This window comes from Bremerella sp. JC817 (assembly GCF_040718835.1).
Classification (GTDB): Bacteria; Planctomycetota; Planctomycetia; order Pirellulales; family Pirellulaceae; genus Bremerella.
On record NZ_JBFEFG010000274.1, the window covers coordinates 843,681 to 859,409 of the forward strand.

A 15,729-nucleotide genomic window follows, 5' to 3' on the forward strand; every position below is an offset into this window, starting at 1 on the left:
TGTTGCTCTACTTCTCTGTCAAAGCCTTCTGCAATGGACAGTCCGCAGCGATTGATCTTCCCTGCCGATAGCCTTCCAACAAGTCGTGAGATCGTCGGGCCAGCATCCGCCGCACTTCCCGGCGTTTGCCTTTGACTCGTGGAATCACCATGTCGTCGTAGCCGGTCGTTTGGTGGCGCATCCAAGCGATGACGGCGGCTTCGGCCCGTTGTTCGACCGGAATCCGCTTTGTCCGAGCCACGGTTCCACTGCCAACCGGCGTGGCGTGATCGGTGACGGCCCGAGCAAGCTGCTGGCCCAGTTCAGCGTGGTCAGGATGGAAGTCAAGAAAGGCCACGACCGCCCCAAGGAAATCCTCGACGTATTCTGCTTGGACGTTCTCCCGTCGTTTGGCGTCCGCAGCCTTGCGTTTGGCGTAGGACTCTGTGGATCGCTCGGTTTCCAGTTCGGCCCGGATACGGTCGATTGTCTCTGCCGGTGCGTACACGCCTTTTGAGAAGACTTTCCTCCCCTTCTTCTCCTGAACTACCCAGTGGTCGCCAGCGGCCTTCACTCGACGAGTTAGGGCGGCGTCACCGGGCGGCAGGAGAAGCCATCCATTGGGCACGGTCAGAACTTGGCCGTTGGCTGCTTTGACGGTGTTCTCCGATGGTCCGGGTAAGAAGGTGTTGTCGCTCATCACGAACTCACCCCACTGGAATTTGACAGGGCCTTTCTCAAATCAGGTTGAACTTGAAGAATCTGATCGATCCGGGTGATACGAAACACTTCTGCGATCTCGCTGCTGAGATTGCAGAGGATCATTTGTCTCTTCTCGTTTTGAAGCTTCTGGTTGAGCATCAACAACGGCTTGAACGGTTCTGCGTGTGGGTACAAGCTGCCGCTGACGAGGGATCGGACATTCTTCAAGTCAATGACGACCTGCCTCGCCGCAGCAGAGTCGGTGCAAGCGAAGACTTCTTGGACGGCATCTGCTGTCAGCAACTCATCGGTGGGCGTTAGGACGATGATGCTCTCCTCCGTGTATTCTTCACGAGTCACTGCCATCACATGATCCCCAGAATCCAACCTTCGAGATCGGCGATCTGTCGCTCCTCGTCGGTTAATGGCGGGTCGAAGTACCGCTTCAAGAATCCACGCTCATCCATCTCACTGAGCCAGCGAGCGATGGCGTAGGCATCTTGTTGGTCAGCCGTCCGGTCCTCTCGGGGATACCTGTTGCGGAAGATCGACGGATACACCTCAACGATCACGCTCTTGTCGCTGGGTACTTGCCAACCGTCGAATGGCCAAATGTGAACCAGATCGCCGACTTCCTCTCGGATGCGCAGCAGCCACGGAAGTCGGGCATGGGTGGACTTGGCCACGCTCCCCTGTACATCGAACTGAAACATGCTCTTCGCTGAACTGGTCCATTTCTCGGTCAGTCGGAACTCTGCGCTGCTGCCGGTGCGGTCAGGTGGCCCTTCGGCTCGATCACGGATGAAATCGACGTAGGTGTGCGGTTCGTGCGTCGGCCAGTGAGCTACGAAGTCTTCGAGGAACTCAGGCCACGACGTAAGCTTGTGTTGCTCAAAGTAGTTGAGGGGGAACGAGAACCCGTGGTCGATCCCGGCGATGAATCGATGGCCAGATCGGGCCTGCTCGATCAGCCACTCGGCGATCTCTTGTCGAGTCCAATTCCAACTTTTGGATTCTGGAGCGGCTGGGGTGGTGACTCGTTCGGGAAGGCAGGTTGTGGCGGCATAGACTTGAAGTCCAGCGAGACGGGATGTCGGCGTCTGTGCGCCCGAATAGTCGATGCCGATTTGGAGGTGGAAGGTCATGTCCCTGTCGGCTCCACGGAATCCGGTGTGCCGTTGTGTCCCTGATAACTGATCGGACTCAGATCGATCATTAGACTGCTGCGGATTTCAGCGATGCGATCCTCGGGAATGTTGGTGAGAAGGTGTTCGACAAGTTCGGCTTGGCGAGGCTGTCCAAATGCCAGTCGGTAGATTGCGAGCGTCTTCAAGAGCGACGACAACTTCGCTCGATCTCGGCTGAACGGATAGAACGGGATGATTCGTTCGATTTGGTACTTATCCGCCTCGACGTGCCAATAAGGGATCAGTTCGCACTTCCCGTTGCCGGTTCTTTCCTCAACGGCGGCAACGTCGAAAAGCGCATCCCAGACGCCACTTGCCTGCACAGATTCACTCGTCAGGCGGTCTCGGTACTTGCTCGCAATCTGCTGACGGATGACGAGGCCCTTGAAGCGGTTAATCCGGCCCTCACGCTGTTCAAGATCAATCGGATTGGACGGCAGATTCCAGTGAACGATCTTGCGGCAGTAGGTGTGAAAGTCGAGACCCTCTTGGCCAATCGACGTTGTGGCCAGCACGAACGGGCGAAACGGCGAATTGAAGTTGTTCCGAATCCCCTTGATACGATCCTGCCCTTCGTCGGTTTCAACACGCTGGTTCCCCATGTCCACAGCGTAATGGCACCGCATGTTCCGCCGTTTGTTCTTCAGGAAGCTGTTCAGGTCATCGACCTTGATCGAAGCTGTTCCAAGGTTCATCGACGCCACAAGGCGGTGGTACATCTCCCAGAGCGACGGGCTGTCGGCTCTCACAACATGGGCAAACTCGTCCAAGACCGACTGAAGGCATCCATCGACGCAGTATTGGAGTACCCGACGCCAGTACGTTGGTCGGGCGGTGCTGAGACGAACAGCGGCGATGGACTCGGGCTTGTTGAACAAGCTGAGAAACTCGCTCGCAAGATCAAACGCAAAGAGTGAGGCGTCGTAGAACTCTGGCTGGAACTGCTCCCTCGCACATCTCAGTGCGACGACGGCAGGGCTGGCGATTGCCATGTCTGCTAGAACTTCTGCCAAGTCGTCTGGTAACGGCCCGAGACCTGCTTCGTCAGGCTGATTGAAGCAGCGTACCAATTCCTCGAAGTGCTTTTCTTTGGAACTGGCCTGCCCACGTTCGCTGCTGTCTTCCTTGTTGGCATTGAGGAAATCCGAGTCATCCGACTCGGCGACCCATTTCAGCCAGTCAGCAAGTCCCTCCTTCATTGATGGTGTACGGCGGTCGAAGAGGAGTGGAGCGGCCCAGTACCACTTGTCCGACTCACCTGTCGAGGTTCCGAAGCGGTGAAGCTCAGCGTCTTCGATCAGCCCGTTGACTCTGGCGACGAGTTCGCTGCGAAGTTCTGACAGCGACCGTTTTCGGAGCAGAGCATCATTCGGATCGAAGAGGTTGGCCAGCGTGTGGGACGGATACAGCAGCGTGAAGTTCGACATGTTTCCTGCTGACTCACCAGCGTCAGTCTTTTTCTGAGAGAACACCAACTGAGGAATGGGGTGCCGACGCTCCGTCTTGGCGTGAAAGTATTTCCGGGCTTCCTTTTCCTGTGGATCGATGGAGTTTGGGTTCCCAATCGTCCGTCGCTCCACCTCGAATGAGATCAGCGACGACAACATTCGGGGCACCATGAGCCAAGCGGAGAAGATGAGCGTCTTCGAGAATCCGGTGGCGTCGGCGAAGGCACCTGCGAGCGGGTAACACGGCAGGCTTGGTGGAATCCACAGCAGATTCTCGCCGTTCTGCCCAAGTACCTCTTGGAGAACTTGACTGAGCTTGGCGTTGGTCGCAGACGAGCCATCATCAGCGAGAACACCCTTGTAGCGATGGACTATTCGGTGGTTGATCCACGCCGTCGAGTTGGCCTTCAGCACCTTGCGAACGTCCGCCTTGTTCTTCCTCGCCTTAAGCTGCTGCTTGAGCTTGTAGTCGTCGAGGAACGACAGGGGAAACGGTGCCGACTTACAGAACTCAATCGGCGCATGAAGCTGGTGTTTGGCCTGCGTGTCGGTTTCGTTCAGGTAGCGCACTACGTTGTCCGTGGCAATAAAGTTCTGAATGTCTCCAGACGACACCTGCAATGGGTGCGACTGCCACTTGTCCACGGTCATGGCGTTGAAGTCCTGCGAAACGCTGAGGCGTTCCGTCCGGCACATGACCCGTCGAAGAACCTGCTGCACTGAATCCCGGTGCGATGTGTCAATCTCACCCGGCTTGATGCCTAATTCCAGCAGTTGCTTGAACAGCGCCTGCCGGTGTGTTTCGTAGCCGCCCAAAGCGTCCTTGTCGCCATCAAAAAGAAAACTCAGGATCGTCCGAAACTCCTTGTAGTGTTCCTCACCGCTTTCCCACGGCGAGTCTCCTGAGTACGCCTTGAACGGCGTGGCCGACAGGAGAAGAATGCGAGCCTTCTCCTTGGCAAAGATGCGGCGGGCGATTTCGGCTGCCTCTGACTCGCTCTCCTGATTCACAAGCTCTTTGAACCGTTGAAACTCGTCGAGGATGTAGATGTCGGCGTCGATGTACTCGACACACACTTCGGACAGCATGTCCTTGAGTTCCCGCACCAAGTGGTCAGACCCGTCTCGATACTGGCCGAGGTTCTTCAGCGTGAGTAACTTCGTGAACTCGACTACGGCATCGTAAAGGGAAATCGATTTGAAAATCCCGAGATGCGAGAACAATGGACAATCGGAGTATTTCAGCCGCTTCTTCCTGATCGCCGTCAGGAATCGACTGTGGCAGCATGGCCGTAGTGGCCAGCCGCATGGATTGTCTCGTTCTGCATCCAGTTCACGGAACCAGTCGCTCGCTGCCTTCTGGACACTTGCACGAAGCATGGCAGACAGAGCCTTGCCATGACCGCTCAACTGCTCGTCCTGTATCAGCAGCGAATAGAGAATTCGACGCTCTCCCTGCTGGCCGGTGCTGCTGCCTTTGTTGAACGAGGTTGCCGGTGTCAGCGTATTCAGTCGCAGAACGCCTTGATCCCCGCCTTCCGGCTGGAAGGCCAGATAGGTCAGGCGGCTCGCAAAGCGGTCATGGGAGCGCTGGTCGGGGTAGATGTCGAGCTTGCCGACGTTCTCGTGGGCGATGACCTGATTCGAGCAGATGTACGTCACCTTGAGCGGTGTCGAGTCACCCGATTCGATCTTGTCCACAATCCTTCGGGCGATGACGCCTTTGGCAACGATGGTCTTTCCGAGGCCGACTTCATCAGCTACCAGCATTCTCTGCTGGCCATTCCTGAACAGGTTGTTGTAGACGACATTTACGGTCTCTCGCTGAAAGTCCTTGAGGGCAGCCAGACTCCGTGTGACATGCTCGTCGATGGGAGGCGTCGTCATTGGCGATTCCTCCGAGTCTGCTGGGGCACAATCTGCTTAAATGCCTCCCAGAACTCTAAGAACTCCTGCGGAACGACTCGACGGGTCGGGTCTTCTTCGTCCTCCTTACGAAGCTGTTCGATTACGTCGTCGATAGCCTTCAATCGCCGAGGAGAACGGGACGCCGAGAGCAACAACTGTTCAAAGATTGGAGACGAGGTATCCCAGATGCTCGCTGTCTCGCCGTTTGACTTACCCCGTTTGTCTGGTTCCGTACCGACTGGCTCTTTGTCACCATCGTCAGCCAAGAGGAAACGCAGGTACTCGAAGAAACGATCCCGGCTGTTGATGATGCTGCGCAGAATCCGACTGACACGAGTTTCGGGCAGGCCGACGATTGCCACTTTCGTCAGGAAGGACCGAAGCCGGTCGGAACCCTGCCAGATGTCGAAGCGGAGAAATCGGCTCAGATTGCTCTCATTGATGTTCTGGAATGTTAAGGTCGTGACGCAGCCCGGTAGCAACTCCTGCGGTTCAGCAGCGTCCGCATTGAACGGTGACACTGTGACCTTTAAGTCGTGCCATGTGCTGGGGCCGGGATCGAGAACCAAATGCAGGTCGAAGTTGGCCTCGTTCTCCGAGGGAGTCACCTCGGCTCGCTGAATGTCTATGTGCTTAAGCAGGGCGAACTCCAGCAGCCGCAACTTCTCTTCCAACTTCTTTCTTTCCGAATCGTCAATCGGCTCTTGGGGCGGTTGGTATTGTTGAAAGATTCCGCCTTTCTCGTCCGCCCCGAGAAGCTCGTCTTTGAGGCGGTCGAGTTGCACAGCGGCGCTGCTTCCTCTGAGTTCCAAAAGGAACTCGATGTTGCGCTCAAAAGCTGCCTTCGTTGCATTGCCAGAACCAAGGAACCACGAAACGCCGCTTGTGTTGCCCTGATACACATAGAGCTTGGCGTGAAGGTTCTGTTCCGCTTGCTCACCCTCGCCGTCTTCGCCTTGCTCCTGACTCTCACCATCGACGATCAGGTCAGAGATGCAAAAGGTGCGAATGTCTGAGAGTGAATCGGGCTTGAGCCTGTGCAATTCCTCCCGGCACCCGAACAGAAGCAGTTCGTCGGCCACGTTTTCTCGCAAGGTGCGAACTGCTTCGTCGTGGACGAAAGGGCTGATGCAGATGGCTCGACTCCCCGTCTGCGAGACAATCGGGTTCGAATACCCGTCGATTCCAACCGGGTGAAACGTGAAGTTGTTACTGAATCCCGCAGGAGGACGAAACTCGACACGGCGCAGATCAGCGACGAACTTCCTGTCGCCATCGAACCCTTCGTGAGACAAGAGGTGTGAAACGAATGATGCCAGTGGTAGATTCCTCGCCTGACGCTCCTCGGTGACTTCACCATCGAGGTGGGCGGCAATGTCCCAACTGCGGTCGTAGGTCAGGTTGCGACTCAGGACGATGACTCGGTACATCGTGGGCTGGTCATCGTGTTCGTACCGAAGCACCCAGACTTTGGGATGAAACGACGTGTAGGCATTGTCCGGCAGGATGCCGACAACACACGGTTCCAACAGTCCGTACAGCCGGTTGTGCTTCTTGGGAACGTGAATCTTGCCCCGCTGATGGTAGATGCGCAGCACTTCGGGACAGCGTTGAATTGCTTCGAGAAGCTGAACCCGCTCTGTCTCGAAGTTGCCCTCCAAGGTCTGCGAGAAGAACAGTGCGACCGGAATGGAAAGCAGCGTATTCAGGTCCAGCGTGTAGGTGGCGGCGACGGCCTTGGCCAACCGATAACCACTGGGCGGGATCAACATGGCCCCGTAATCGAGCCGGTGCTTCTTCACATCAAGCATCGTCGGCCTCCTGTGACGTGAGGCCGTCGTCGATGTCCCTGATGATCGTTCGGGCGACGTTGAGGCGGTAGTTAAGATCGCCGATACCCACCCACTCGCTCTCACTGATGTCGGCAGTGGGATGCAGACGGGCACGAGCTTTCTTGTTGAGGCGTTCCTGTCGGGTCACGAGAGCGTCGAGCTTCTCCGTGGTTGCCGCCCCGTGAATGCCATCGATCCACGCTTCAACGAACTCAATGGTGTAGTCCTTCACTTGCCGAGCGTGCAGCTTCGTAAGTTGCCACAAGAAGCCTGTGTCCCATCGGTCCCAAGGGAAGCTCGTCAGTTCAGTCTTCCACTCGTCCCAAATCGCCTCAAACTCTTTGTGAAGCTGTTTCGTCCCTCGCTTCTCTTGAATCAGGCAGTTGTACCGAATGTGCGCTCCGTACATGAGTTGCCAGAAATCTCTGGCCGCAGCGATGACCCGCTGAAGATCGTCAGGCAATCTGTTGAGGAAAGGAGCTTCATCGGCGAATGTGGTGAAGTTCCAATCAGAGGGAAGGTCGAGGAATTTGCGGCGCAGATTGCTGTCGAGGAGAATCTGCCCGATAAGGCTCAGCGGAACACGAGCTTCGATCTGGCGAGAGAGAAACGAGGCTTCATCTTGAGAGAGGTGAATCGTCAGCGAGTCGATCCAGTCGTCATCGTAGGCTGGAGTATTGATCGTTTCGTTGGATTGCTCTTCGGCATCCGGGTCATCGCCCTTCGTCTTGTCGGTTCCTTGAACCAGATCACGAAGAGGCTGGTCAGGGTTAGCGAACTTCTGACAGAACCCTTGAAGCGAAAGGTTTGTGCGGATCAGTCCGAACTGCCGGATGCCGGTCCAATAGACTGACGACGGCTTTCGCTGAACCTCACCCTTCTTACCGACGAAAGACGCTCCAATGATTTGATGGGCTGAATCGCCTTCGTAGTTGGCAACCATTGCCTCCATGCACAGGTTTTCGTGGTCATTGAGGTATGTCGCCAGCTTCCGCCGCCGACGCTGGTTGGGTGGCAGCTTCTCGTAGTCCCTGAAGATGCGGGGGACAGTCAGGAAGTATTTCGCTCTCGTCTGGATCGTCGAGATTCCGGGGAACAGCGAGTCGGAGAATGAATCTCGGATGACGCCGATACCCAATTCGTCGATCACACCGGGAGTGGAGAGCAAGTCGATGACCGACTTGACTTTCTCACGATGCTCAGACGAAAAATCGACCCATCCAAGTGCTGACACGTTCATTTCCTTCCGTCTTACTTCGTTTGTAGTCTTCTAAACTCGGTAACTGTTGCTCTTGACAGCATCCGCTACAGGATTCGCATTGATCTCCATGCCACGATTAGCTTCGCCACCTCGCTCTGGGCGATGGGGTTTACGAGGAATCGCTGGTTGACCGACGAAAGCAGCTTCTCCGTAACCTGAAAAACATCCCGCCCCGTTCCAAGTTCATCTAAAAGACGGAATACAAGGTAGTCTGTTGACCGTGGAAGCATCGGCTGCGCCCACAACTGCTTTAAGAAGTCTGCGACAACTTGGATGGCGGCGTTTTCGTCACAGTCAGGCCCTCTAAGTAGCCAAGTGATACTCACGAAAGGGAAGGCCAACGACCAGTCAGCTTGCCGTGCTGCCTCCAAAAGTGCTTCGCCGTCGATTCTCGTGTGAAGATAGCCAGCCGCAGCCAACCGAACCACGGCCTTGTTGTACTTCTCTCGATCAATGATGCCTGCTTCAACTGCTCTCAATAGAATTGGTTGGGTTGCGAGACCATCGACGTTGAAGTCGGCCTTTGCCAGTTGACGCAGACGAAGATCGTCTGAGTACAAGGCCCGAGCAGGATCGCTGGCGGCCAAAATTGTGTCGAGGCTTTCGTCCCCAATGAGTTCGAGCAACTCCTTGCGTTCCTCTCGCTTCGTGGACAATTCTGGCGACCACGGCAAAATGTCGCAGTTGTCGTCGATCCACTTGATGAGCGTCTCAAGGGACAGGAGATAAGACTCCACATCCGCTTCTGTTACCTCACGGCGCACGAAGTGCTGTCCCTCCTTGGTCAGCGTCATGAACCCTCTGCGGCTGATCGCACTCCGCTTATGAAGCGTATCAGTCAGCAAGTCGATTGTCGCCTGAGCAATCCCGAGCCGCCCTACTGTGGACACAACCTCATCGGCCAGAGATAAAGCGTGAATGGTCATCAACGAGACAGGATCAATTACACACTTCACACTTTCCCGATCAAGAATCTGAACCGCTGACTCACTCTCTGCTGCTGTGCCAGACGCACAGATTACTTTGCCGTCTTCGTGTTCGGTCAGGTGACTCCACGCCTGAATGATGTCGCATTGGAGGAAACGGGCGACGGCACCGATGGGCAGGGGATGTGAGGCATACAAAGAATGTGCTTGAGTAATGACCTGCTGTCGTTCGTCTTGTTGCTTTTCGAGCTTCGTCAGGAGTTCCTTCACCCCCTCCTCTCCCGGCTTCATCTTCATCGCCACGAATCCACCAGCCTGATCTGGATACCGCACTTCCAATACTTTGCCGGATTCGTGAAATGCGTGAACGTACTTGTTCTTTATTTCGGTTATGACCCCCTGTTCCGAGGACATCGGCGACTCTTTCAGCAATACTGTGTCGCCCGGCTTCTTTCCGAGAAGCGCCTTTGCCAACGGGTGGCTTGGCGAAAGTTCCCCTCTGGCGACATCGGCTCCCTCTCGATCTTCGATGACGTACCACTGAAGCTCGTCGTTCGAGTCCTTTACGCACACAGCGACATCAACGCCACACTCATGCACTTCGAGCCAGTCGTGCTTATTGATGTCGGAAAGAAATGTTTGAAGGTACTGGAGATGTACCTTGCCAACCGAGTGAACTCTCCTCATTTCATAAAGGAGTTGAATCGCCTCACGGTATCGCTTTCGGGCGGCATAGAGTTGAGCAATCTGTTGACCGCATTCAATCGGAAGCTGCCGCCAGTCCGGTGGGTTGTCCAAGAACGCATCCAAAGCCACATCGTCGTGCTGGCGAAGAAAGATCACCGCAACCTGTACTCGCCGCTTCTCGTTATCTGGGAACGCCTCAATCAGTTCCTCACAGACTGAGCGGGCCGATGCTAGGTCGCCAATCTCTTGGAGAATGGACACCTCGACATCGGTGACGAATTCCAGCGGTCCAGCGGCCTCTCGCAGCGTTCTGCACACGACAAGCGCCTTGTTCAGCAGACTAGCTTGATAGCAGGCATGGATGTACTTTCGTGTGAGTGGAGAATCTGCCGTCGTGTCTACAACTCGTTCGAACACTGTTGCAGCCTCAACCCAGCGCCCCGTCGCTCCGAGTTCATTCCCCAAGAGGAATTGATGGGTTGCTGGCGTACTTGCTGACGAAACCCTGTACGCCTTGTCCAAGGTGCCGTTGGCATCATCTGACTCACCCATCGCCCGAAGAACTTGAGAAGCACTAACGAGCGCACTTACGTCCGTGGGGGCAGATGCAACAATCTCCTCTGACAGTTGACGAGCCTCCGCCAACCGGCCTTGCTCCATGAGAAGTTCCACGAGTATTTGTCGTGCTGAGAAGGCCAGTTCCTCAGAGGGAGACGATTTTATGAAGGTATTCGCTTCCTTGATGGCCTCGTCGGTGCGGTTGGCCTGCCACAACAACTGGACGACAATCAACGGAATTTGCGGCAGTTCGTCGCAGGCTCCAATCGACTGGGCTATGTCAATAGCGGCTGAGAGATCGCCGTCTTCACGGGCGGCGAGTGCGCTTTGGTAAAGGACGGCTGGATGTTCTGGGGTAACTTGTTTTGCTCGGGTAAGGTATTTGGCTGCATCCTGATCGTTGCCAAGTAGACGACTGGCTATGGCAGCGTTCAGAAGCCATGTGACCCGCAGTCGAAGCGCATTATCGTCGTGAAGCGCATCACAGGCGTTGCTGAGCAATTCGACGACGTATTGAAGATCGGAGCGACTTTCCTCATTGAGTTGTTCGATCCGAACAGGCGACAGCGGATTTCCTGTGTAAGAATGAAGAATCGTCTCTCCAAGAGTTCCCTTTATGTCAGGATGATTGTCCGCATCGTTGTCCACTGCAAGCTGAAGCCACTCTCGGGCGGAAGTCGAGTCTCCTCGGCGCCGGGCAACGAACCCGAGAGCCAGCGCCACCTCCGAGTTTGTGCGACAATGTTCAGGTACTCGCTCGACCAGTTTATCGAGCGGCTCGTCACTGGATTGGATCAGGACTGAATACGCCTGAAAGTTCACTGGATTGCGCTGCAACACTTCTTCGGCAGAATCCGCAGCGTTCTCGTCATCTCCCAGCAGGAGATACGCCACGGCGACATTCGAAAGCACTTTTTCGTCATTGGGGTTGTACTGACGTGCTTCAAGAAACAAGTGCGCCGCTTCGGTCTCTGAGCCGAGCGCAAGCTTCGCACCACCCATCGTGCATAACAGCCTCGCCTTTGTTGGCCCGTTTGCTGTTGGCCATATCGTGGCCTTTTGCTTCTCAAGTAACTCCAATACTTGGGTCGGCTTGTTGTCCTTGAGATAGTCACGAGCAAGGTCCAAGACCCCCTGATGAACAGACGCCATAGCGTCAGGGAGCATCGTCTCCGAAAACGAACTGACGACCTTGCGGAGTTCTCCAACTGATTCGCTGATCTCTCCCGACTTTGTTGATTCCTTTTCTTGTCGCTTCAACATTTCTCGCTGGGTAGCTGCGATCTCGTCGAGCTTGTTTCCTAGTTCGGTGTGTGTGGCGGCTGTATCGGAAACCTCTCGCCGAATCAGAGCGGCGATTGTCGTAAGCTCTGTGGTTTCAAGTTCACTGATGTTCTTCATCAGTCCATCAATGTCGATCACGTCGCTTGAACCAGAGAACGAGACTCCTGCTGGAACTTGGAGAGTCGGGTAGTCACCCGTGCGATCCCCAATGATGAGGACTTTCAGTTTGTCGTAGTCATCTACGAGGCCATGCTCAGCAAACTTGTCTAAAGTTTTTTGAATCTTGGCCTTATTCCGTTGAGACGTTACCTGAACGGCGAGTCGTGCAGAGCAGTCTCCTAGATCGATTGCAGCTTTGTTCAAGTCTTCGTGGTTTAGGTTGACCAACGAGTATCCGTAGACCGCATTGAGCAGGTGAGTGAAAAAGTCCTCCGCAACCACATTGAGATCGAAGAAGTGAACAGCATTTAGTGTGGCAACTGTCGCCTTCAGGTGGGCGAGTTGGATGCCGATGTACTCAAGCAGTTCTTTCCTCTTCAACATTGCACTATTCCTTGTGGGCAACGATTCTTTTTCGTTCTTCTATCGCTTGTGCGACCCCCACTCGATCATCAAACCGTGACACGAACACCTCGGCGGCGATTCCGGGTGAGAGGCATTCGGAGAACTTGAGGTTCTCCATGGCGTCGATGTTCGGAATGGGGCTGATGGCCTCGGGCTGGATGCCGTTGACGTACTCGACAACCGTGTCCAGCGATGATGCCGTGGGGAAGCTCAACGAGAGGTTATCGCTCTTCACGTCGCAGTGTGGTTTCAGTGCATCAGCGAGTAATGTGTTCGCCACGCCTCCTGCGAATGTCCACCAGCGGACCTGACCGTTGGGCATCTGCACGAGGCTCGTGGCATCCGCTGAGACCCACGGGTGTTCGTCACGCAGTTCGGTGAACTGCTGCACGGCCCGGCGTGACCAAGCTGGTTCATCTGCATCAGAGGCGAGGATGCGGCGGATGCTCTGGCAGACGGCGTGACTGAGCATCTGGCCTTCACCGAGCCAGCGTGATCGACCCTTTTCGTCAGTTGGCTCGACGTGAGCGATCCGGCGCTTCCAGTCCAAATGTTTTGTTTTCCAGCTTCGACCAGCCAGCACCAAAATCGCCGGGCCTTCCTCACGCTTGTAGAAGGTCGATTCATGGACGTTGCCCAGTTCCTTCTGCCCGGACATCACTGTGAACAGCGGCGGCGAAGTGAAGACCGACAAGATGTCCATGAAGTTCTGACGCCCGAATGTGTTTTCTCCTTCGGGGGCGAATGCCAAGATGCCGTTGTCGCTCCACAGAATGCCCTTGGCGATCATGAACTCCACGAGTTCGGCGACCCGCTCTGGTGGCAACTGGGCGAAGCCGGGGACACGTTCGACCCACGAGAACCACTGAGACTTGCCGATCCCTCGTTCCTGAAGGATCAATGCCATCAACTGCTGAGCCAGAATGTGGTAGGGACACGGTGGAGCCTGAACCGGCTCGACGTAGCCCCGCTGCCACAGTTCGATCAGTGCCGCTCCCCGTAACAGCCCCTCGTCGTTGGTCGCCAGAAACAGACAGTTGCGTGTCGTGTTTGATCGTCGGCCCGTGCGCCCCATCCGTTGCAGGAAGGATGACACCGTACCGGGAGCATCAATCTGAATCACCCGGTCGAGATCACCAACGTCCAAGCCGAGTTCCAGCGAACTGGTGGCCACGATCACACAGTTCTGACGCTGGGCGAAGGCTTCTTCGGCCTGACGACGTTCATCCAGTCCGAGTGAACTGTGAGAGACGAACGTATCCACACCGTACTGTCGAAGCGACACCGCCAACTGCTCGACACGGGAGCGACTGTCGCAGAACACCAAACGCTTCTCACCTTGGTTCAGCAAGCTGATGACCTTGGCGGCATTCGCCAACGATCCCACATAGTCCAGTTGGACATCGGGTGTTTTCGAGTCGCTTCCCTTCGGCCAGACGACTTGCTGGGGACGCTCGGAACCCGATGACAGCCAGCCGAGCATCTCTGTGGGATTGCCGACTGTGGCCGAGAGGCCGATCCGCTGAATGTCTCGGCCTGCGATCTTCCCGATTCGGGCAAAGACCGACAGGAGGTGCCAGCCACGGTCGTCACCGGCAAAGGCGTGAAGCTCGTCGATGACCACGACCCGTACGTTGCTGAAGAACTGGTGATGATCGACTTTCTGCGAGACAAGCAGAACCTCCAGCGACTCTGGAGTGGTCAGGAGGCAGTCCGGTTGTTCCGCAATAATCCGTCGCCGTTCGCCCTGCGGAGTATCTCCGTGCCACAGCGCCGCCTGCCGTCCAACAAGGCGCAGATATTTGTCGAGACGCTGTTCCTGATTGTTAAGCAACGCCTTGATCGGACTGACGTAGAGAACTGAGATGCCCGACCACGACTCTTCGAGCATCTGGGAGATCACAGGAAAGAACGCTGACTCGGTTTTCCCACCAGCCGTGGGTGCAAGAATGACGAGGTTGGCCCCGGTCAGGAATGCGTCGATGGACAACGACTGCACTTCTCGCAACTCTCTCCAACCGAGAGAATTGACGATGTGATGTTGGAGTGCAGGATGTAGTCGGTCGAAGGCATTCACACGTCTAACTCGATGTCGTCCACGTTTTGGGCCTGTGCTTCTCGCTCCACGTTCGTCATCTCATTGCTCGTCACGGTCAACTGGTAATGCTGTAGAGGATCGAAGTCGTCGTACTGGTCGATCCGGTCCAGCACGTCGGCGACCAGCTTCTTCAGGAACAGTCGAGGGGCGATGCCAACTTTGCCACCCAGCTTCCCGGCCAGCGACCGTGCCAGTGAGTCGATGTAGTCGTTGCCCGCCAGCGACCGCACTCGGCTTGGAGCCTTGCAGTCGGCAGCGAACAGTTCACGCACCTTTGTTCCGACTTCCACCAGCCGGTCGTGATCGAACGTCGTCAGCCGCAACTGCACGGCTCGGGGGTTGTCGAAGCGAGCGTCAGTCTGGAAGTCCACATGCAGCCGTTGAGCGAGTGGTTCCAGCCGTTGAATGCCTTGTGGCCCGTCGTAGAAGGCTGGCGTCCCCGTGATGGCCAAGTACAAGCCGGGGAACCGTCCGCCATCAATGTCGTCGATCAACTGCCGCAGTGCGTTGAGTCCCTTCTCACGCACGTCGGATCGGACTCGCTGAATGGTCTCGATTTCGTCCAGTACCAGCACCAATCCTGAGTAACCAGAGTCCTTCAGGATGAGCAGCAGTCCTCGCAGGAAGCTGAGAGCGGCAAAGTGGTCCACATCGCCTTTGATCCCGGCTTCTCGTTTGATGGCGGCGGCAATGTGCGGTTGCCCGGCCAGCCAACCGGCCAGACCTTCCGCTGTCGCATGATCTCCTGCCCGTTGTGACGTTCGATACGCACGCAGGGCCGAAGCGAACTGGGGTGTCGCCCGAGTGATCTCACCGAGGCGCTGTTCCAAAAGTTCGTCAGCCCGGTTCGCCAGCGCTTTCTCGTCTTGAGGATCGACAGTGCCCTCGGCCAGAACGTCCTCTTCGAGTCCGTAGAACCAGCCGTCGATCACCGACCGGAACGCTCCGAGGAAACAGTCAGGCGTCGAAAGCTGTTCCATCGCTCGGCGATAGACAGTCTCCAGTCGATGCAGCGGAGTCTCTGTCTCGGAGATTTGAACTTCAGCAGTCGCAAAGCCTTTCTTCTTGGCGTACTCCTGCACCCAGCGAGCGAAGAACGTCTTGCCGCAGCCGTATTCGCCTCGCACGGCCTTGAAGATCGCACTCCCCTGAGCCACGTCATCGAGTTCTTCGGAGATCACGTTTTCAAAACGTTGCAGGCCGACAGCGAGGAAATCGAGTCCACGTTGGGGCACCGTGCCTTTTCGCAAGGCAGCGATGATTTCTCGGCGTCGTTCGGGGCTGATTTCCATGGT

9 protein-coding genes are annotated in these 15,729 nt (G+C 56.0%); 1 reads left to right on the plus strand and 8 read right to left on the minus strand.

Annotated features, from left to right (window positions below):
* Positions 1-7: 7 nt before the first annotated feature.
* A complete protein-coding gene (locus tag AB1L30_RS17600) occupies positions 8-679 on the minus strand; it encodes a DUF2293 domain-containing protein (protein ID WP_367014715.1) in 672 nt (223 codons plus the stop codon).
* Positions 680-732: 53 nt separating this feature from the next.
* Between AB1L30_RS17600 and AB1L30_RS17605 the strand changes: the two genes are divergently transcribed.
* On the plus strand, positions 733-1,002 hold the full coding sequence (locus AB1L30_RS17605; protein WP_367014716.1) for a hypothetical protein: 270 nt from the start codon (positions 733-735) through the stop codon (positions 1,000-1,002).
* A 44-nt stretch (positions 1,003-1,046) separates the two neighbouring features.
* Here AB1L30_RS17605 and AB1L30_RS17610 read toward each other — a convergent pair whose 3' ends face one another.
* The 7 genes from AB1L30_RS17610 to brxD form a co-directional block, all read right to left on the minus strand.
* The gene (locus AB1L30_RS17610) at positions 1,047-1,826 is read right to left on the minus strand and encodes a hypothetical protein (protein ID WP_367014717.1); all 780 of its coding nucleotides are present in this window, start codon (positions 1,824-1,826) and stop codon (positions 1,047-1,049) included.
* Complete coding sequence (locus AB1L30_RS17615; RefSeq protein ID WP_367014718.1) at positions 1,823-5,203, minus strand: DEAD/DEAH box helicase; 3,381 nt, start codon at positions 5,201-5,203, stop codon at positions 1,823-1,825. The genes AB1L30_RS17610 and AB1L30_RS17615 overlap by 4 nt, the downstream gene beginning before the upstream one ends.
* Positions 5,200-7,035, minus strand: coding sequence for a phospholipase D family protein (locus tag AB1L30_RS17620; protein WP_367014719.1), 1,836 nt, complete (start codon positions 7,033-7,035; stop codon positions 5,200-5,202). Before AB1L30_RS17620 ends, AB1L30_RS17615 begins: the two co-directional genes overlap by 4 nt.
* The gene (locus AB1L30_RS17625) at positions 7,028-8,290 is read right to left on the minus strand and encodes a DUF6361 family protein (RefSeq protein WP_367014720.1); all 1,263 of its coding nucleotides are present in this window, start codon (positions 8,288-8,290) and stop codon (positions 7,028-7,030) included. Before AB1L30_RS17625 ends, AB1L30_RS17620 begins: the two co-directional genes overlap by 8 nt.
* Before the next feature lie 71 nt (positions 8,291-8,361).
* Positions 8,362-12,315, minus strand: coding sequence for an SMEK domain-containing protein (locus AB1L30_RS17630; protein ID WP_367014721.1), 3,954 nt, complete (start codon positions 12,313-12,315; stop codon positions 8,362-8,364).
* Between the two features lie 4 nt (positions 12,316-12,319).
* Positions 12,320-14,413: a DEAD/DEAH box helicase gene (locus AB1L30_RS17635; RefSeq protein WP_367014722.1), complete on the minus strand. Its 2,094-nt coding sequence runs from the start codon at positions 14,411-14,413 to the stop codon at positions 12,320-12,322.
* A complete protein-coding gene (brxD, locus tag AB1L30_RS17640) occupies positions 14,410-15,726 on the minus strand; it encodes a BREX system ATP-binding protein BrxD (protein ID WP_367014723.1) in 1,317 nt (438 codons plus the stop codon). The genes AB1L30_RS17635 and brxD overlap by 4 nt, the downstream gene beginning before the upstream one ends.
* Positions 15,727-15,729 lie beyond the last annotated feature (3 nt).

Excerpts from the sequence above, each read along its gene's own strand:
- brxD (WP_367014723.1), bottom strand. The coding sequence starts at position 15,726 with ATGGAAATCAGCCCCGAACGACGCCGAGAAATCATCGCTGCCTTGCGA.
- AB1L30_RS17610 (WP_367014717.1), bottom strand. The coding sequence starts at position 1,826 with ATGACCTTCCACCTCCAAATCGGCATCGACTATTCGGGCGCACAGACG.
- AB1L30_RS17630 (WP_367014721.1), bottom strand. The coding sequence starts at position 12,315 with ATGTTGAAGAGGAAAGAACTGCTTGAGTACATCGGCATCCAACTCGCC.
- AB1L30_RS17615 (WP_367014718.1), bottom strand. The coding sequence starts at position 5,203 with ATGACGACGCCTCCCATCGACGAGCATGTCACACGGAGTCTGGCTGCC.
- AB1L30_RS17620 (WP_367014719.1), bottom strand. The coding sequence starts at position 7,035 with ATGCTTGATGTGAAGAAGCACCGGCTCGATTACGGGGCCATGTTGATC.
- AB1L30_RS17600 (WP_367014715.1), bottom strand. The coding sequence starts at position 679 with ATGAGCGACAACACCTTCTTACCCGGACCATCGGAGAACACCGTCAAA.